The organism is Faecalibacterium sp. Marseille-Q0746 (assembly GCF_017377595.1).
Lineage (GTDB): Bacteria > Bacillota > Clostridia > Oscillospirales > Ruminococcaceae > Faecalibacterium > Faecalibacterium duncaniae.
The window spans coordinates 165,377-185,755 of sequence record NZ_JAFREI010000002.1; the positions used below are offsets into that span (position 1 = coordinate 165,377).

Below are 20,379 nucleotides of genomic sequence, written 5' to 3' on the forward strand. Positions count from 1 at the left end.
GAGAACCATTCAAAGAAATGCTCTGAACAAAAACTGAATACGGTTATTTTGACATAGCAACGCTGCTTATATAGAGCAAAGCACTGCTTATAAATAGTGGCGTCAGGAATTGAGATTTTGGAATGCCAAAAAAGACACCCTCACTTTTGATAGAAATCTCATGCAGGGATGTCCTTATCTCAACGCGAAGGTGTCTTAATAACGAGGGTCAGATGCCACGGAACGTAAAGGTGAACTCCACAGGCTTGGTCACATCAGGAATATACTCCGGGTGGACATTGGCACCCCAGCTGTCATCGCCGCCAACGCCCATCTGCTCACCCATGGCACGAATCACCGTGTAATGGACCGGGGGCAGCTCGTAGGGATGCTTGGCACTCTCCATTTCATGGGGAGTGTAGGGCAGCGCAGAGAAGAACATGGGCTTTGCGGCATCTGCGGTAAACAGCAGCCCGCGACCCTTGCGGTCCACTACCTTTGCCCAGCGCACAGCGGTCTTTGCACCGCACTCCTGCGGCACAAGGTACTGTGCCATGTTGTCTGCGACTTTGTTCTGGTAAATGCCCAGCTTGGCACCATGCTGACGATCCCAGTAGGTCTCCGCAGGGCCGTTTCCGTACCACTCCACCGTGTCGTAGTCAGCGTCGATCTTGAACAGTACGCCGAACTCCGGCATTGCTGCAAGTCCTTCCACCGGGTCATAGTGCAGGGTGGTCTGGATGCGGCCATCACCGAACACACGGTACTGCAGGCTGCACTCTGCTGCGGGGTTGGTCTGGAGGTTATAGAGATAGGTCACGACCACGCTGTCGGCTTCCACCTCGCAGGTGGGGTTCTGGAGGATGGTTCCGCCATGAACAGACGGGATCTCCTTGCCGATGCCCTTGGCAGTAGCGTACAGGCTTGCCAGCTTCCACTGACCGCGAACGCCGCCCATGTTGTTGCCGCAGTCGTTGTCGGTGGGAGCGCGCCAGAAGTTGGGACGGGGAATCTCCTGAATCATCTCCTTGCCGGCATAGCGGTAGGAAGTCAGACCGCCGTTCAGATCGGAGAACAAAACATCGAAATTCTCACCCCGGACACCGATGTTGTGTGTACCGTGCGTAACGGTAAACGGCGTGACCTTCTTGCTGGGAATGGAACGGACCACAGCGATCACACCCTGTCCAAAGGCGACTTCATGGCCTTTCTTTGCCCAGCTGGTGTCCTCCTTCAAACGGAAGCTGATGGTCACTGCATATTCACCGGGGAGCGCAGGAACCATAAACGGCAGCGGGAAGCTGGAACGCTCTTCGGGAGCAACATCAATATTGGTCAGTTCCTGTTGCTGATACAGCTTTCCATCACGATGCAGCAGAGCAACGCAGTCGAAAGCATCCGTAGAGGTGAACAGGTTCTTATTCCAGACTTCAAAGCCAGAGTTGTCGATGGAAACGGCGATGTTCTGATAGCAGAACTTGACCTCCTGCATCTTGGGAGAAGGAGCACGATCACCACCGTAGGCAATGCCGTTCCCGCTGAAATTATAGTCGGTAGGACGCTCACCGAAGTCGCCGCCGTAGGCTTGGAACCACTTGCCGTAGCGGTCTTTTTTCCAGATGGACTGGTCGATGTAATCCCAGATGAAGCCGCCCTGATAGCCGCAGTCCTTCTGGTCGGCAAGTTCCGTGTACTTGTGCAAAGCACCGTTGGAGTTGCCCATAGCATGAGAATATTCGCACTCGATATAAGGCCGCTTATCGCCCTGTGCCAGATACTCTTTAATGTCCTTGACCGTGCTGTACATATGGCTCTCGATATCGGTGGTTTCGAGGAAGCGGGGATCATTGACCACACCTTCGTAATGCACCAGACGGGTGTCATCAAAGCGGCGGACCATCTCTGCCATTTGGAGCAGGGTCTCACCGCCAAACGATTCGTTGCCCAGAGACCAGATCAGAACAGCAGGATGGTTTTTATCACGCTGGTAAGTGAAATTCATGCGGTCAAACAAGACAGCTTTCCACTCCGGCTTATCATTGGGCAAAACGCCCTCGATGCCGCGAATGCCCGCCTGATGGATGTCCCATGTGCCATGGGATTCCAGATTGTTCTCTGCGATCAGATACAGACCATACTCGTCGCACAGGTCGTACAGTGCATCCTGATTCTGGTAATGGCTGGTACGGATGGCATTGATGTTGTTCTGCTTCATGGTGATGATATCCCGAAGCAGTTCCTCATGGGTGTGTACGCCCACAGCACGACCCGTAATGGAGCTGAACTCATGACGGTTGGCACCCTTGAACACGATGCGCTTGCCGTTGAGCAGCATCCGATTGTTCTTCAACTCGAACTTGCGGAAACCGACTTTCTGCCCGGTCACCTCTACCAGATGGCCTGCATTGTCCAGCAGCTCGATTTCCAGTTCATACAGAGCCGGGTCCTCTGCACTCCACAGGTGGGGGTTCTCCACCGCATGGCTGAACAGAGCAGAGCCGCCGTTCAGTGCGATTTTTTCGGAGAACACTTCCAGTTCACTGCGGCGCAGGGTCAGACGGGCTGCTCCCTTACCCTCCACCTGCAATGCAACTTCCAGCGTGGAATGAGTAAAATCATCCCCGGCAAACAGCGTTTTGACGGATAGATCTTCCAGATGCACGGTGGGGATGGCGTACAGCCACACACTGCGGAAGATGCCGGAGAAGCGGAAGAAGTCCTGATCTTCGCACCAACTGGAGGAAGTCCACTTGAACACCTGCACAGCAAGTTTGTTCACGCCCGGCTGGAGATAGGGAGTCAGATCGAATGCGTGTGCGGAGAAGCTGTCCTCGGTGTAACCCACATAAGACCCGTTCAGCCAAAGAGCCATGCCGCTTTCCACACCCTCGAACTCGATGTGGACGGGCTTGCCCTGCATGGATTCCGGCAGCTCGAAGTATTTTACATAGCTTGCCACCGGATTGAACCGCTGCGGGATCTCGCCCGGCTGTACTTCTTCACGGCCATCCCACGGATACTGAACATTCGCGTACTGGGGAATGTCGTAGCCCTCCATCTGGATGTGTGCCGGAACATGAATGTCATCCCAGCCGCTGCAATCGTAATCTGTCTTTTCAAAGCCGGGGATGACACTGGTGTAGTTCTTTGCGTAGGCGAATTTCCAGATACCGTCCAGCTTCAGCGCAAGCGAAGATTCTCCTGCCAGATATTCTTCGCGGGAAGCGTAAGTACGGAAACTTGCATGAGCATTCAGCACGTTTTCCTTGAAAAAGGTGGGGTCTTTTACTTTTGCAAAATCAAATGCAGCCATAGTATTTCCTCATTTACCTTTTATAATTTTATAATATTTCTCCAGCCTCCCCGGAGGAATCGCTGGATTCCTCCGGGGAACAGCAGATGAAGGAGAAATGATAATGGCTTGTTATCAGACTGCTGCACGCAGTTTTTCATTTGCTTCTTCGACCTTCATACGAGAGAGAATGAAGGTGATGATGGCATCCAGAGCAAACGGAATCACCAGATACATGATCTTCAGCATATTGATGCAGGAATCCGGCTGAACGGTCAGAGCGCTGTCAAAATGGCTTGCTGCCAGCAGCCAGCCGGTGATGGCAGTACCCAGACCGCCGCCCAGCTTCACACCGAGAGAAGTGCAGGAGTACATCGTGCCATCCACGCGCTTATGCTTTGTCAGCCAAGTATATTCAGAGCAAGCAGCAATCGCAGCGTTCATATCGCCCTGCCAAGGACCCTGACCAAGAGCTGCGATTGCAGTAAAGAGCAGCATCAAGGTCACATTGCCGCTGCCCATGTAACCAGCTACAGCAACCAGTGCACGAGAAATCGTTGCCAGAGTATAGCTCATTACATTCAGCTTATACATTCCATTCCACTTTGCAACCAAGGTCGGGGTGAACACCAGTGCGATGATCAGAGGAATGTTGATTGCCCAAGAGAATACACCGAACAGATTCTGGTTGCCAAGGATGTAGGTTGCATAGTAGGTGCCCATGCTGATCATGGCACCGTAGATCTGCTGCAAAATGTAGGTGACGCAAATCATCATATAATATTTGTTACCAGCAAGCAGCTTTGCAGCCTGAACCAGATTGTACTTTTCGTCCTGCTCGATTTCCTTTTTGTCGGTGGTATCCACCAATTCGCCTTCCGGCAGTTCCTTCACGGAGAAAACGGAGAGGGTGTTGACAAGCAGACCGATGATGGCGTAAATGATTGCAACAGTGCGCCAACCGGCAGCACCACCGCCCAATGCCGTAACAGCACCCAGCGTGATGGACTGGATGAGCAGGCTGGTGGCAAAGGCGAACATGAAACGCCAAGAACCCATCTCGACCTGTTCGGCACTGTTCTTCGTGACGAGAGCAGTCAGTGCAGAGTAAGCAATGTTGTTGGCAGTGTAGAATACAGCGTTCAGCAGAGTATATGCGATCAGGAACCATGCGTACTGTGCAAACTGTCCCAGATTGGTCGGGATGGCGAAAATTGCCACCAGCGTAATGGCACAGCCAATGTAGCCGTACAGCATCCAAGGACGGGCTTTGCCCATCTTGGAGTGCGTTTTGTCAATCAAAGAACCGAAGAAAATGTCCGTCACACCGTCCAGCAGTTTGGAAACTGCAATCAGAGTGCCGACAATACCGGGGTTCAGGCCAACGGTGTTGGTCAGATAGATCATGACGAAGGAGGACAGGAATGCATACACCACGTTGCCTGCAATATCGCCTGAACCATAGCCGACTTTATTATACCACTTTAGATAACGTTTCCCAGTCATTGTGCTTTCTCCCATCTTGCTTGTTTTGTGTGGGCGCGACCAATCTGCTGCGCACTTCAGACTGGAATTCTCATTACGCAAGTTGCCCAAATCTCTTGCGTTTCGTCTGAAAATATTATAGAATCTAATGGAACAAAAAGATATAGACAAGATGGAACAAAATATGCACAAAATCAAAGAGTTTGTAATTTTTTGATAGAACATTTCCCAAATCACTGTAAAATCTCTGAAGATGAGGAGGACGCAGGGATGTATTTCAACTCAGGATATTTGCACAACTCCCGTTTGGATTTCAAAGACTACTCAAAGCCGCTGGTCGTAGGCAGCTGCGGCACTTATCGCTTGAAAAAACGCCCTAAGCTACCTACTTTTTGGGCAAAGGGTCGCAGAGACTATCAAATCCTCTATGTGGCATCTGGTAAAGCACACTTCTGGTTCGATGGTGTTGAGGAAGTGGTGACTTCTGGACACATGGTGCTTTATCAGCCGAAAGAAATCCAGAAGTATGTCTACTATGTAGAAGATCATCCAGAGGTGTTCTGGATTCACTTTACAGGATATGATGTCAAAAACATCCTGAACTATCACGGAATACCCTTGGACAAGCACGTTTTTTACAGCGGCACACTGCCGGATTACAAAATGCTGTTCCGAAAGATCATCCGGGAACTGCAACAATGTGAATATGGCTATGAAGACTATATCGCTTCTCTCTTCAACATCATTCTGCTTTTAGTAAGCAGGCAACAGCAGGAAAGCGAAAAAACAACTACAAGCATCCCCGAAGAAATCGAAGCCGCCGTTGCCTACTTTAACGAGAATTATAATACAAAGGTCAGTGTGGACGATTACGCAGAATCGCTGCATATCAGTACGAACTGGTTTATCCGTAATTTTAAGCAGTACATGAAAATAAGCCCTGCACAATACATCCTGTCCCTTCGGATGGTAAATGCACAAAGCTTATTGGAGAACACCGAATACAATATTGGAGAAATTGCAGAGATCGTAGGGTATGATAACCCACTCTATTTTAGCCGGGTATTCAAGAAAGAGTATGGTGTCAGCCCGGCACAGTACCGAAAGAATCTGGAAGAATCTACTGAAAAATGAGAAGGATTCCTTATAAATAAGGAGAGTAGAACCATGCCGATAAAAATGCGATCCACAGCCAACAAGTCTACGACCCAACGAATGCGATGCTTTTAGCTTGCATTTTCCTGTTCGTCAAGAATGCGCCAGCCGTCCATCAGGTCTGAATTTTCCATAATAAAGGTGTGGGCAGTATCCTGTCCCCACGAGTTGTCGTATTTCAGCATCAGATAATCGCTCAACTCGGTTCGATTTTTGAACTTCAACAAGCGATACGGCTCCTGAAAAGCGACCTTTTCAACGAAATATACTGCATCCGATGTGGGAAGCATAACGCCGACATGACCGATCATAAGAGAATTGTCCGTTTCAGAGAACTGATCGTGCAGGACCACGGAGACGAGACGAATCTTATCATCGTCCACGAAGGAGAGACCGCGTTTCTTCCATTCCTGCTGAATCGTTTTCAAATGGGTAGGAATATCGGTCGTATTGGTGGTTTTAACCGGGGCGAACAGCGCATCAAACTTTTGCCGTTCGTCGCCGCAAAGGGATTCCGGGTCAGAATCCAGCGTTTCATAGTCCATAAACAGGGTGTCCTCGGCTGAGTCAAGGTCTGCCTTGCCCGTGACAGTGATAAAATCACCGAACAGCCCACAGGCAGTGATCCGACAGTTCCAGCCGGGGAAGGTATCGTATTTTTCTGTCCATGCGTCCTGCATGGAGTAAGGATCGTATTTCAGATCCGAAGGCTTGGCATTTTCAAACCCTGTGGTGAGCCACGCCGGGTCCACAGCATTGTTGAACTTTTGCACATGATCAAAGAAGGTCTGTATCCGTAGGTCGGATACGCCGGCATCCTGCAAAAGCTTGGAAAGAAGAGCTTGTGTATCCGAATCTGCCAAATTGGAGTATTCAATTTGCTGAAGGACGGGCTGAGAAGTTTTTTGAGTGCAGCCTCCTGCCAAAAGCGCACCGCAAAAAAGTGCAGCGGTGCAGACAAGAAAAGTTCGACGTTTCAAAAATGGTCACCTCGTTGTGTTTTTCGGAAAGTTTCTTTGAGTGCCGGAGTCTCAACCATAAGCGAAGAGAGCAACGCCGTTGGTCTCGTAACGAATGGTATCACAGATAAACAAAGAAAATCAATGACTTCTGTCGTATTTGACCATATATAATGTTGCAGTATCCATATCCCATACGGCTAACGCCCATTGGGGGAAAGACAATGCGGCAGTTTTCTGAACGATTTTCTTCATGTCGGACACAACAGGAGTATACCCAAGTTGGAATAAGAATTTTCCGTTTTTTCCGAATGGAAGGTTCAAATCGCTTTCCAGATAGACGGAGGATACCAACTTGCGAAGCGCGGCACGGCAATCCCATAGATTCCCCCATGATGCAGTGGAAGCTTGAAGAAAAGCTTCGCCCACATTATAATAGGCCGTAATCGTGATGTGCGTGAGGCTTTCCTCTGCATAAGATTTGTAGAGCCAGGAAGATCCATATGGCATCTTTTCCAGACCGATTTCACAGAGATAATGCTGCTCTTCTGAGATGGGTTTCTTCTTTTTCATACATTCTTTCGTTTGTATAATGCCGGGCAGATGTTCTTCGGGGGGGATTCTTCCAAGAAAAATCACTCGTGAAGATTGAAACGGGAGTTTTACGGTACGCAGTGCCAGCAAGCAGGCTTTTTCTTTGCCGGGATTTATGCTATACTTATGAAATAAATCAAATCAATGGGCAGGAGGAACCAGCGTGGAGGATTACCGCACCATCCGGGGCACGGCCACCGGCGAATATGAGGAAAAGAAGAGCCGCTTTATTGCGCAGCTTTCCTTTGCGGACAGCGAGGAAAAGGCGGTGGCTTTTTTGGAGCAGGTGCGGGCAGCCAACCGCACGGCCCGGCACAATGTGTATGCCTACCGCCTGCGGGAGGGCAACCGGGAACGCTACTCCGATGACGGCGAACCGGCCAAGACGGCGGGAACCCCGGCGCTGGAAGTACTGCAGCACAGCGGATTGACCGACCTCATCGTGGTCATCACCCGATACTTTGGCGGCGTGCTGCTGGGCACCGGCGGCTTGGTGCGGGCCTATACCACCGCCACCGCTCGCGCGTTGGAAGCCGCCGAGGTGGTCACGGTGCGCAGTGTGGTGGAGTTGGAAGTAACCGTGGACTACTCGCTCTATGAGCGGGCGGCGCTGCTCATCCAGGCGGCGGGGGCAAAGCTTGCAGACCCTCAGTTCACCGACCGTGTCACCCTGCGCTGGCAGATGCCCGAGGGTACGGAGCCGCCCTTGCTGGAGCAGCTCCGGGAGCTGACCCGGGGCGGTGCACAGGTGAGTGTATCGCAGCCGTTCTACGCTCCGTTCTGACCTGCAAACTGACTGCCGGCTGTTATGACACTGGCTTCCCTGCGGGAAAGGCTAGGGAGCGGCAGTAAAATCAAGAAGTTTTATTCGTTCCAAGACAAAAACTTTCCCCCTTCGACAGGGCGGGTGTGCTATACTTGCCGCAGACGCGGCATGGGGATCGGCTGCGCCGTGCGAGAGGAGGGGGAGAAAACAGAAAGTGAGGGTTCCTGATGGATGTACGACAGCGCACCGAAGAGATCGAGCGGCTGACCTTGGCCTCCTGGGCAACATTCAGCGATGCCAGCCGGGGCCGGGTGAGGCCCGAAGAGCAGGACCCTATCCGTCCGGTGTTCCAGCGGGACCGTGACCGGATCATCCACTGCAAAGCGTTCCGGCGGCTCAAGCAGAAAACGCAGGTATTTCTCTCGCCGGAGGGCGACCTCTACCGCACCCGGCTCACCCATACACTGGAGGTGGCGCAGATCGCCCGCACCATCGCCCGCGCCCTGCGTCTCAACGAGGATCTGACCGAGGCCATCAGCCTGGCCCATGACCTGGGGCACACGCCCTTTGGCCACGCAGGGGAGAGCGCATTGGACAAGCTCTGCCCGGAGGGGTTCCGGCATTATATGCAGAGTCTGCGGGTGGTGGACAAGCTGGAAAAGGACGGCAGGGGCCTGAACCTGACCTGGGAGGTGCGTAACGGCATCGTGACCCATACCAAGGGCACCTGGGCGGCCACCCCGGAGGGACGCATCGTCCGCATGGCGGATCAGATCGCTTTTGTGAACCACGATATCGAGGATGCCGTGCGTGCCGGTGTGCTGGACCCGGCCACCCTGCCCAGAGAATGCACCGCTGTGCTGGGCGAGACGAAGTCTCAGCGCATCACCACCATGATCAACAGCATCCTGCGCAGCAGCGAGGGGGATGTGCAGGTGGGCGCAGAGGAGAACGAAGCCTTCCTGGCCCTCAAGGATTTCATGTACCGTACCGTCTATGTGGATCGCAGCGCCAAAAAGGAAGAACAGAAGGTGGAAAAGGTGCTCACCGAGCTGTACGAGTATTACCTGACCCACATCGAACAGATGTCCAACTTCTACCTGCAGCTGGCCTATCAGGAAGGACGCGACCGCGCAGTGACGGACTATATCAGCGGCATGAGCGATGAATTTGCCATCCGCACCTTTGAGGATGTCTTTGTGCCCCGCAAGTGGCATGTGTTATAAAAGGAGCATCGGAATACCAAAATGATCCCACACGAATATATTGAGGAACTGACCCGCCGCACCGATATCGTGGATGTGGTGGGCAACTATGTCCAGCTCAAGCGGAAGGGGCGGCTGTATGGCGGCCTGTGCCCCTTCCACAGCGAAAAGACCCCCTCGTTCTACGTCTACCCGGATACCCAGAGCTTTTACTGCTTTGGCTGCGGTGTGGGCGGCGATGTCATCCACTTCGTCCGCCGCATCAACAGCATCGACTACACCGAGGCGGTCAAGATGCTGGCTGCCCGCGCGGGAATGCCGGAGCCGCAGGAGGACGACAAGACGGGCCGCCTGCGCAGCCGCATCCTTTCCATGAACAAGGAAGCCGCGCGGTACTTCCACGCCTGCTTGAACTCCACGGTCGAGGAAGCACGGCAGGCCCGGGCCTACTGGCGGCGGCGCGGTCTGGACGACAAGACCATCGTCCGGTTCGGGCTGGGCTATGCACCGGATGACGGGCAGGGGCTGTACCAGTATCTGCGCGATAAGGGGTACAACCAGCAGGAACTGGATGCCAGCGGCCTGTTCAAGCGCAGCCAGTCAGGCCGGATCTACTGCCTGTTCTGGAAGCGGGTGATGACCCCCATCTTTGACCTGCGGGGCAACATCATTGCCTTTGGCGGGCGTGTGCTGGACGATTCCAAACCCAAGTATGTCAACAGCCCCGAGACACTGGTCTACCACAAGTCAGATACCGTGTTCGCTCTGCAGATCGCCAAGAAGAGCGCTTCCCGGCGGTTCGTTCTCTGCGAGGGTTACATGGACGTTATTTCCATGCATCAGGCGGGGATCGACACGGCGGTCTGCGCCTGCGGCACGGCCCTGACCCCGGATCAGGTAAAGCTCATCAGCCAGTACGCGGAGGAAGTCATCCTGAGCTACGACTCGGATGAGGCCGGTCAGAAGGCCACCCTGCGCTCGCTGGAACTGTTCCGCAACAGCCCGGTCAAGGTGGGCGTGCTGCAGATCCCGGGTGCAAAAGATCCGGATGAGTACATCAAAAAGTATGGCTCCGAGCGGTTCAAGGCACTGCTGGACGGCGTGGGCAACGCGCTGGACTTCCGGCTGGGGCGGCTCAAGAACAAATACGACCTCAAGCAGGATGCCCAGCGGCTGGAATATGTCAAGGAAGCCGTGAATATGCTGGCGGAGCGCTCCAACCCCACCGAGCAGGAGGTCTACGCCGGGCGGCTGGCTGAGGAGACGAACATCTCCAAGAACGCCATTATGACCCAGCTTGCCGATGCAGTAAAGCGCTCCAACAGCAAACGCCGGTGGGCGCAGAATCAGGCGCGGCTGCAGTCCGGTGAGATGCACCAGATCAGCGTGCCTTACAGTGCGGGCGGCTCTCAGGCGCTGGGGGTTGCCTCGGCAGAACAGCGGCTGCTGGCCGCCATGCTCCGGGAGCCAAGCTATATCCCGCAGGTGCGGGCCCAGCTCAGCCCGGAAAAGTTCGTTCTGCCCCAGCAGAAGGAGCTGTACGAAGCGTTTCTGCAGTGCCAGGAGCAGGGAATCGAGATCAGCCTTTCCACTCTGCGCCCCTTTGTGAGCGAAGAGGCGCTGAATGAGCTGAGCCGCCTTGCGGCACAATACAGCGATGTGAACTGTACGCCGGACGATATCCGGCTCTATCTGGACCGCATTGCCCGGGGCACCCCCGTGGCAGGCAAGGCGGCCGAAATGTCCAATGATGATTTGATACGGTATCTCCAGTCGATGCGAGAAAAGAAGCAGGGCACAGACCCTGTGGACGACTGACCGTTCCTCTCCTCCGGCTGGAGCTGGAAGGAGAAAGAATCATGCGGAAATTGTCGCAGACGGAAGAACTGGTAAAGATCCTGGCAGGCCGGGCCCGCCGCCATACCCTGACACCCGAGCAGATCAGCCGGGCCATGGATGAGCAGGAATACGATGTATCCGGGCTGGATGCGCTGTATGCGGCGCTGGAAGCCCGGGGCATCCGTGTAACCGAAGAAGAAGCGGACATGCCCATGCTGGATGAAACACAGATCGGGGAACTGGAGCACGAGCTCTCAGCCGAGGGCGTAGCGCTGGATGACCCGGTGAAGGCATATCTGAAGGAGATCGGCCGGGTGCCGCTGCTGACAATGGAACAGGAGCTGGCGCTTGCCCGGGCCGCGCAGGCCGGGGATGCGGATGCCCGGCGGAAGCTGAGCGAAGCCAACCTGCGGCTGGTGGTCTCGGTGGCCAAACGCTATGCCGGGCGGGGGCTGCCCTTCCTTGACCTCATTCAGGAGGGAAACCTCGGCCTGATGAAAGCGGCAGAAAAGTTTGAACCCGACCGAGGGTTCCGGTTCTCGACCTACGCGACATGGTGGATCCGGCAATCCATCACCCGGGCCATTGCCGATCAGGGGCGGGTCATCCGCATCCCGGTGCATCTGGTGGAGAGCATCAACCGGGTGAAAAAGACGACAGGGGAGCTTTTGCGCAAAAACGGCAGGGAACCCACAGCCGAAGAGATCGCCGTCCGGCTGGACATGGAGCCTGACCGGGTGCGGGAGCTGCTGCAGCTGGCGCAGGACCCCATCAGCCTGGAAACACCGGTGGGTGAGGAAGAGGATGCCCACCTGGAGGATTTTATTCAGGATGAGGAAGCAGGCGTTCCGGTGGACGAGGCCGGGCGGGAACTGCTGCGGCGGGAGCTGGCAAACGTCCTCAAGAGCCTGACACCCCGGGAGGAACGGGTGCTGACTCTGCGCTTCGGGCTGGAGGACGGGCAGGCCCGCACCCTGGAAGAGCTGGGAAAGGAGTTCAACGTGACCCGGGAACGCATCCGGCAGATCGAGGCCAAGGCTCTGCGCAAGCTGCGCCATCCCAGCCGCGCAAAGCGCCTGCGGGATTATCTGGAAGAATGAGCATGTAAGGGCACCGCAGGCAGCTGCGGTGCTTTTTGCATGGGCAGGGGAGAGCGCGCATCAAGAGCCAAGGTGTACAAAATGCACAAGGGTGTTTTTGGTGAGAACGTGCAAAACTCAAAAATCAAGAGCCAAAATGCGCAAAGTTTACACGCGCCCGCGCGTACCATGAAATCGCGGACTTGACAAAAATATTGGGCCAAAATGCGAAAAATGGCTTGACAGCAAGGCTTTTGAGGTGTATACTGCATTAGTATCACATAATGGCCTAGTGCGCCAAAAAGGGAGCTGTACTGGAAGCGGCTGGACGGTGTTGACCGAAAAGTTTGTGAAAAGCGACGAACTTCCTTGGAGGATACGGGTCGATTTATGTGTGTGTGCTCAAATCTGACCCGTATAACGCAATATCCGTAGAGTATAAAAGTAAGGAGTGGTTGATTTTATGATGAAAGTCAAGCCCGTAAAGCTCGGCAAAACCGAGCGCATGAGCTTCTCCCACATCGACGAAGTCATCAGTATGCCGAATCTGATCGAGGTCCAGAAGAACTCTTACCAGTGGTTCCTGGACGAGGGCCTGAAAGAGGTCTTCCACGACATCGGCACCATTGAGGACTACACCGGTAACCTGGCGCTGAGCTTCGTGGACTTCCGTCTGGATAAGGAGCCCAAGTACAGCATCAAGGAGTGCAAGGAGCGCGACGTGACCTACGCTGCCCCCCTGCGCGTGACTGCCCGTCTGCTGAACAAGGAGACCGGCGAGGTCAAGGACCAGGAAATTTTCATGGGCGACTTCCCGCTGATGACCGATGCGGGCACCTTTGTGATCAACGGTGCTGAGCGTGCCATCGTCAGCCAGCTGGTTCGTTCTCCCGGCGTATTCTACGGAGATGCCAAAGATAAGGTAGGCAACGACCTGTACAGCGCAACCATGAACCCCAACCGCGGTGCATGGCTGGAGTACGAGACCGATGCCTCCAACGTGTTCTATGTCCGTATCGATAAGAACCGCAAGCTGCCCGTCACCGTGCTGTGCCGTGCGCTGGGCCTTTCCTCTGATGAGGAGATCCTGAACTTCTTCGGCGAGGATGAGCGCATCCTGGCCACTCTGGAGAAGGATACCACCAAGAACCAGGACGAGGGCCTGCTGGAGGTCTACCGCAAGCTGCGCCCCGGCGAGCCCCCCACGGTGGAGTCCGCTACCAACCAGATCAACATGCTGTTCTTCGATCCGCGCCGCTACGACCTGTCTCGTTTCGGCCGCTACAAGATGAACAAGAAGTTGTCTCTGGCCCGCCGCATCACCGGCTTTGTTGCCGCTGAGAACATCGTTGCTCCCCTGACCGGCGAGATCATCGTTGAGGCCAATGGCAAGATCACCCGTGAGCTGGCCGAGAAGGCAGATGCCGCCGGTGTGGATACCGTTATTCTGAGCATCGAGGGCAAGAAGGTTAAGGTCATCACCAACGGCTGTGTGGACGCACAGGGCTTCTTCTCCTTTGATGTCAAGGAGTGCGGCATCAACGAGCGCTGCTCCTTTGATGAGATCAAGAAGATCCTCGACACCACCTCCGATGTGGAGGAGCAGAAGGAAATGCTCCGCCGCAACCATGACCAGCTGATCGGCCGCACCGTCACCGTGAAGGACATCCTGTCCTCCATCAACTACCTGAACGGTCTGGGCCACGGCGTTGGCACCACCGATGATATCGACCATCTGGGCAACCGCCGCATCCGCAGCGTTGGTGAGCTGCTGCAGAACCAGTTCCGCATCGGCTTCTCCCGCATGGAGCGCGTCATTCGTGAGCGCATGACTCTGCAGAGCCAGGATCAGAGCGTTATCACCCCGCAGGCACTGATCAACATCCGTCCTGTGGTCGCCGCCATCAAGGAGTTCTTCGGCTCCTCTCCGCTGTCTCAGTTCATGGACCAGAACAACCCTCTGGCCGAGCTGACCCACAAGCGCCGTCTGTCTGCTCTGGGCCCCGGCGGTCTGAGCCGTGACCGCGCAGGTTTCGAGGTCCGTGACGTTCACTACAGCCATTATGGCCGTATGTGCCCCATTGAGACCCCTGAAGGTCCCAACATCGGTCTGATCTCCTATCTGGCATCCTACGCCAAGATCAACGAGTACGGCTTCGTTGAGGCTCCCTACCGCAAGGTCAAAAAGACTTACGACGAAAACGGCAAGCTGATCGATCAGGTCGTTACCGATGAAGTGGAGTATATGACCGCTGACGTTGAGGACGAGTACGTTGTTGCTCAGGCCAATGAGCCTCTGGATGAGACCAAGCACTTCATCCGTCCCCGCGTTTCTGCCCGCCGCCGCGATGACATCCTGGAAATCGATGCCGATAAGGTCGATTATATGGACGTTTCGCCCCGAATGATGGTCTCTGTTGCGACCGCCTGCATCCCCTTCCTGGAGAACGATGACTGTAACCGTGCTCTGATGGGCTCCAACATGCAGCGTCAGGCAGTGCCTCTGATGGTCACCCAGCAGCCCATCGTGGCTACCGGTATGGAATACAAGGCTGCCACCGACTCCGGCACCGCTGTTCTGGCAAAGAACGACGGTATCGTTGAGAAGATGGATGCCGACCACGTCACCGTCCGCAATGCACAGGGCGGCGTGGACAACTACCCGCTGGTCAAGTTTGCCCGCTCCAACGCAGGCACCTGCATCAACCAGCGCCCCATCGTTGAAGTGGGCGAGAGCGTCAAGGCCGGTCAGGTGCTGGCCGACGGCCCCGCAATGCGCAACGGTGAGATCTCTCTGGGTAAGAACGCCCTGATCGGCTTTATGACCTGGGAGGGCTACAACTACGAGGACGCCGTCCTGCTGAACGAGAAGATCGTCCGCGAGGATGTGTACACCTCGATCCATATTGAAGAGTACGAGACCGAGTCCCGTGACACCAAGCTCGGACCTGAGGAGATCACCCGTGATATCCCCAACGTCTCCGAGGATGCCCTGAAGGATCTGGACGAGCGCGGCATCATCCGCATCGGTGCCGAGGTCAAGAGCGGCGACATCCTGGTCGGCAAGGTCACCCCGAAGGGTGAGACCGAGCTGACCGCTGAGGAACGCCTGCTCCGCGCCATCTTCGGCGAGAAGGCCCGCGAAGTCCGTGATACCTCTCTGCGCGTGCCCCACGGCGAGTACGGCATCATCGTGGATGTCAAGGTCTTTACTCCTGAAAACAGCGATGAGCTGCAGCCCGGTGTCCGCGAGGTCGTCCGCTGCTACATCGCTCAGAAGCGTAAGATCAGCGTCGGCGATAAGATGGCAGGCCGTCACGGCAACAAGGGTGTCGTTTCCCGCATCCTGCCGCAGGAGGATATGCCTTACCTGCCCGACGGCACCCCGCTGGACATTGTGCTGAACCCCCTGGGCGTTCCTTCCCGTATGAACATCGGTCAGGTGCTGGAAGTCAACCTGGGCTACGCTGCCAAGGCATGCGGCATCAAGGTTATGACCCCCGTGTTCGATTCCGCGCGTGAGAACGACATCGGCGATACCTTCGACACCGCCCGTGAGCTGTGGCACGGTGAGAATGCTCCCGCATATCCCACCAAGCTGCCCAAGATCATGGGTGAGAAGGGCCACATCATCGACTTCTCCAAGATCGAGCTGGACCGTGATGGCAAGACCACCGTTTACGATGGCCGTACCGGCGAGAAGTTCGATAACCGCGTTACCGTTGGTTATATGTACTACCTCAAGCTGCATCACCTGGTCGATGATAAGATCCATGCCCGTTCCACCGGCCCCTACTCTCTGGTCACCCAGCAGCCTCTGGGCGGCAAGGCTCAGTTCGGCGGTCAGCGCTTCGGTGAGATGGAAGTCTGGGCTCTGGAAGCTTACGGTGCCGCTTACACCCTGCAGGAGATCCTGACCGTCAAGTCCGATGACGTTGAGGGCCGTGTCAAGACCTACGAGGCCATTGTCAAGGGCGAACCCATCCCGCAGCCCGGCATCCCCGAGTCCTTCCGCGTTATGCTGAAGGAGCTGCAGTCTCTGGGTATGGACGTTGTGGTCCAGGACAAGGACGGCAACGAGATCGATATGCGCCAGAACTTCGACGACGAAGAGACTGGCTTTGATATGCGTGATGTTGCAGGTTCCGAGACTGTTACCAACGAGAATGAGCTGCTGAACGATTACACCATCAAGGATGCTGACGCAGGCTTCGATGATCCTTCTGTGCTGGAAGATGACAACTCCGGCAGTGCGGCTCCCGCTTCCGACGAAGTGGATTTTTAACTAGAGATTAAGAAAGGGTTCGTTTCATGGAAAACAACGTTTTCGATTCCATTAAAATCGGCCTGGCTTCTCCGGAGCAGATCCGCAACTGGAGCTACGGCGAGGTCAAGAAGCCTGAGACCATCAACTACCGCACCCTGAAGCCGGAGCGCGACGGCCTGTACTGCGAGCGCATTTTTGGACCTACCAAGGACTGGGAGTGCCACTGCGGCAAGTACAAGCGCATCCGCTACAAGGGCAAGATCTGTGATCGCTGCGGTGTCGAGGTCACCAAGGCAAAGGTTCGCCGTGAGCGCATGGGCCACATTGAGCTGGCCGCGCCCGTCAGCCACATCTGGTACTTCAAGGGCATCCCCAGCCGCATTGGCCTGATGCTGGACATCAGCCCCCGCCTGCTGGAGAAGGTCCTGTACTTTGCAAGCTATATCGTTACCAATCCCGGTCTGACCCCGCTGGAGAAGAAGCAGCTGCTGACCGAGAAGGAATACCGTGAGATGCGTGAGCGCTACGGCGATGAGTTTGAGGCATCCATGGGTGCTGAGGCCATCCAGGAGCTGCTGAAGGAGATCGATCTGGATCAGCTGAGCGCTGAGCTGACCGCTGAGGTGGAAAAGTCCTCCGGCCAGAAGAAGGTCCGCATCCTGAAGCGTCTGGAGGTCGTGGAGGCATTCCGCATTTCCGGCAACCGCCCCGAGTGGATGGTCATGGACGTGCTGCCCGTGCTGCCCCCTGATCTGCGCCCCATGGTCCAGCTGGACGGCGGCCGTTTTGCCACCTCCGACCTGAACGACCTGTACCGCCGCGTGATTAACCGCAACAACCGTCTGCGCCGCCTGCTGGAGCTGGGTGCTCCCGACATCATCGTGCGCAACGAGAAGCGGATGCTGCAGGAAGCAGTTGACAGCCTGATCGACAACGGCCGCCGCGGCCGCCCGGTCACCGGCCCCAACAACCGTGCCCTGAAGAGCCTGTCCGATCTGCTGAAGGGCAAGCAGGGCCGCTTCCGCCAGAACCTGCTGGGCAAGCGTGTTGACTACTCCGGCCGTTCCGTTATCGTCGTCGGCCCTGAGCTGAAGATGGATCAGTGCGGTCTGCCCAAGGAGATGGCTCTGGAGCTGTTCAAGCCCTTCGTGATGAAGGATCTGGTCGAGAAGGGTGTTGCCAACAACATCAAGTCTGCCCGTAAGATGGTCGAGCGTGCAAAGCCCGAGGTCTGGGACAGCCTGGAGACCGTGATCAAGGGCCACCCGGTCCTGCTGAACCGTGCACCTACCCTGCACCGTCTGGGCATTCAGGCCTTCAACCCCGTGCTGGTCGAGGGCCGTGCCATCAAGCTGCACCCCCTGGCATGTACCGCATTCAACGCTGACTTCGACGGTGACCAGATGGCAGTTCACCTGCCCCTGGGCGAGGATGCCTGCCGTGAGGCCAAGATGCTGATGCTGGCTTCCGGCAACCTGCTGAAGCCCTCTGACGGCGCACCTGTTACCGTTCCTACTCAGGATATGATCCTGGGCAGCTACTACCTGACCACCGTTCGTGAGAACGAAGAGGGTGCAGGCAAGATCTTCCGTGATGAGAACGAGGCCCTGATGGCCTATGCAGAGCACGTTGTGACCCTGCACGCTCCCATCAAGGTCCGCCGCACCATGGTCATTGACGGTGTGGAGCGCACCGGTCTGGTGGATGCCACCGTCGGCCGGATCATCTTCAATAACCCCGTTCCTCAGAACCTGGGTTATATCGACCGCACCGACCCGGAGCACTGGCTGGAGTATGAGGTCAGCTTCCGCGTGACCAAAAAGACCCTGCCCGACATCATTTCCCGCTGCATGACCCGCAATGGCACCCGTGCCTGCGCAAAGATGCTGGACTCCATCAAGGCTCAGGGCTATAAGTACTCCACCCTGTCTGCAATCTCTGTTGCTGTGTGTGACGCTGTCATTCCTCCGCAGAAGGACGAGCTGATCGCTGACGCGGATAAGCAGGTCTCTCAGGTCAACAAGCTGTTCAACCGCGGCCTGATCTCTGAGAACGAGCGTTACACCCAGACCATCAACATCTGGCAGGCAACCACCGATAAGGTCTCCAAGGCTCTGGCAGCCAACCTGCCCAAGGACAACGAGATCTTTATGATGGCTGATTCCGGTGCGCGTGGTTCTATGAACCAGATCAAGCAGCTGGCCGGCATGCGCGGCCTGCTGGCCAACACCGCAGGTAAGACCATCGAGATGCCCATTCGTGCAAACTACCGCGAAGGTCTGAACATTCTGGAATATTTCGTTTCTGCCCGTGGCGCTCGTAAGGGTCTGGCCGATACCGCTCTGCGTACCGCTGACTCCGGCTACCTGACCCGCCGCATGGTCGATGTCTCTCAGGAGGTCATTGTCCGTGAGATCGACTGCGGCACCACCGACGGCCTGTGGGTCTCTGAGATCCACGAGGGCAAGGAGAAGATCGAGAGCTTCCGTGAGCGTATCATCGGTCGTTACGCCGTGGGCGATGTGATCAACCCCGTCACCGGCGAGGTCATCGTACCTGAGGGCAAGATGATCGACCTGTACGATGCCAACGACATCGAGGCTGCAGGCATCACCAAGCTGAAGATCCGCAGCCTGCTGACCTGCCGCGCCAAGGTGGGTGTCTGCGCACACTGCTACGGCAGCGATATGGCAAACGGTGAGCCCGTCCAGCTGGGCGAGTCCATCGGTGTCATCGCAGCAGAGTCCATCGGCGAGCCCGGTACCCAGCTGACCATGCGTACCTTCCATACCGGCGGTATCGCATCTGCTGAGGATATTACCCAGGGTCTTCCCCGTGTTGAGGAGCTGTTCGAGAGCCGCCGTCCCAAGAGCATGGCCATTATGAGCGAGATCTCCGGTGTTGTCTCTCAGGATGACACCAAGAAGAACGTCGTCATCAAGGTCACCGGCAAGGACGAGAACGGTGCCGAGGTGGTGAAGAGCTACTCCATCCCCTTCACCCAGCATGCACGTGTCATGCCCGGCGATCGTGTGGAGAAGGGCGACATCATCACCCGCGAAGGTGTTCTGTATCCCCAGGACATCCTGGCCATCAAGGGTCTGAGCGATGTGCAGAACTACCTGATCAGCGAAGTCCAGAAGGTCTACCGTCTGCAGGGCGTTGAGATCAACGATAAGCATATCGAGGTCATCGTCCGTCAGATGTGCCGCAAGGTCCGCGTGACCGACTCCGGCTCCTCCGACCTGATCGGTGGTGCACTTGCAAACCGTCTGGAAGTTGAGAACATCAACGCCGAGCTGCAGAAGCGCATTGATGACGGTGAAGAGGGCATCAAGCTGGTCGAGTATCAGCAGGTGCTGCTGGGCATCACCAAGGCTGCCCTGGCAAACGAGTCCTTCCTGTCTGCCGCATCCTTCCAGGAGACCACCCGTGTCCTGACCGAAGCCGCCATCAAGGGCAAGGTTGACCCGCTGGCCGGCCTGAAGGAGAATGTCATCATCGGTAAGCTGATCCCCGCCGGTACCGGTCTGCCGGAGGTGCGTGAGGATCTGAAGCGCCGTGAGCAGGAGCGCGACGAGGCTGTTGCCGCTGAGCTGGCTGCAGCAAACCAGCAGTAAAACTCTGTCTGCCCGGAACTGAATCAATCCATGAGCCGCCTTTCCCTGAACGCAGGGGAGGGCGGCTTTTTTGATTTGAAACTCCCTCCGTCATTGCTTCGCAATGCCACCTCCCTCTGGGAGGGAGGCCTGCCTGGCC

At 56.0% G+C, this 20,379-nt stretch carries 11 protein-coding genes; 7 read left to right on the top strand and 4 right to left on the bottom strand.

The genetic code is table 11. The features are described from left to right. Nucleotides 1-208 precede the first annotated feature (208 nt). Together J3351_RS02110 and J3351_RS02115 are read right to left on the bottom strand one after the other, a co-directional pair. Complete coding sequence (locus tag J3351_RS02110; protein WP_207697013.1) at nucleotides 209-3,292, bottom strand: glycoside hydrolase family 2 TIM barrel-domain containing protein; 3,084 nt, start codon at nucleotides 3,290-3,292, stop codon at nucleotides 209-211. Between the two features lie 114 nt (nucleotides 3,293-3,406). Beyond that, nucleotides 3,407-4,777: an MFS transporter gene (locus J3351_RS02115; protein WP_207697014.1), complete on the bottom strand. Its 1,371-nt coding sequence runs from the start codon at nucleotides 4,775-4,777 to the stop codon at nucleotides 3,407-3,409. Nucleotides 4,778-5,026: 249 nt separating this feature from the next. Here J3351_RS02115 and J3351_RS02120 point away from each other — a divergent pair, with 249 nt between their 5' ends. Beyond that, nucleotides 5,027-5,890 carry an AraC family transcriptional regulator gene (locus J3351_RS02120; RefSeq protein WP_207697015.1) on the top strand — a complete coding sequence of 288 codons (864 nt, stop codon included), beginning with the start codon at nucleotides 5,027-5,029 and terminating at the stop codon, nucleotides 5,888-5,890. Nucleotides 5,891-5,982: 92 nt separating this feature from the next. Here J3351_RS02120 and J3351_RS02125 read toward each other — a convergent pair whose 3' ends face one another. Both J3351_RS02125 and J3351_RS02130 read right to left on the bottom strand, forming a co-directional pair. Further along, nucleotides 5,983-6,891 carry a DUF4300 family protein gene (locus J3351_RS02125; RefSeq protein WP_242699270.1) on the bottom strand — a complete coding sequence of 303 codons (909 nt, stop codon included), beginning with the start codon at nucleotides 6,889-6,891 and terminating at the stop codon, nucleotides 5,983-5,985. A gap of 120 nt (nucleotides 6,892-7,011) precedes the next feature. Continuing rightward, nucleotides 7,012-7,443, bottom strand: a complete 432-nt coding sequence (locus tag J3351_RS02130; protein WP_207697016.1) for a hypothetical protein — start codon at nucleotides 7,441-7,443, stop codon at nucleotides 7,012-7,014. A gap of 184 nt (nucleotides 7,444-7,627) precedes the next feature. Here J3351_RS02130 and J3351_RS14285 point away from each other — a divergent pair, with 184 nt between their 5' ends. From J3351_RS14285 to rpoC, 6 genes are all read left to right on the top strand, one after another. Next, nucleotides 7,628-8,248 carry a YigZ family protein gene (locus tag J3351_RS14285; protein ID WP_207697017.1) on the top strand — a complete coding sequence of 207 codons (621 nt, stop codon included), beginning with the start codon at nucleotides 7,628-7,630 and terminating at the stop codon, nucleotides 8,246-8,248. Between the two features lie 209 nt (nucleotides 8,249-8,457). Further along, entirely contained in the window at nucleotides 8,458-9,456 is a 999-nt protein-coding gene (locus tag J3351_RS02140) for a deoxyguanosinetriphosphate triphosphohydrolase (protein WP_156060749.1), read from the top strand. A gap of 21 nt (nucleotides 9,457-9,477) precedes the next feature. Next, nucleotides 9,478-11,253, top strand: a complete 1,776-nt coding sequence (dnaG, locus tag J3351_RS02145; RefSeq protein WP_154277265.1) for a DNA primase — start codon at nucleotides 9,478-9,480, stop codon at nucleotides 11,251-11,253. A 41-nt stretch (nucleotides 11,254-11,294) separates the two neighbouring features. After that, nucleotides 11,295-12,374, top strand: coding sequence for an RNA polymerase sigma factor RpoD (gene rpoD, locus J3351_RS02150; protein WP_097770299.1), 1,080 nt, complete (start codon nucleotides 11,295-11,297; stop codon nucleotides 12,372-12,374). Nucleotides 12,375-12,816: 442 nt separating this feature from the next. Continuing rightward, nucleotides 12,817-16,638 (top strand): DNA-directed RNA polymerase subunit beta, encoded by a 3,822-nt coding sequence (locus J3351_RS02155; RefSeq protein ID WP_207684849.1) that lies wholly within the window; start codon nucleotides 12,817-12,819, stop codon nucleotides 16,636-16,638. A 26-nt stretch (nucleotides 16,639-16,664) separates the two neighbouring features. Beyond that, nucleotides 16,665-20,240, top strand: coding sequence for a DNA-directed RNA polymerase subunit beta' (gene rpoC, locus J3351_RS02160; protein ID WP_005930560.1), 3,576 nt, complete (start codon nucleotides 16,665-16,667; stop codon nucleotides 20,238-20,240). Nucleotides 20,241-20,379 lie beyond the last annotated feature (139 nt).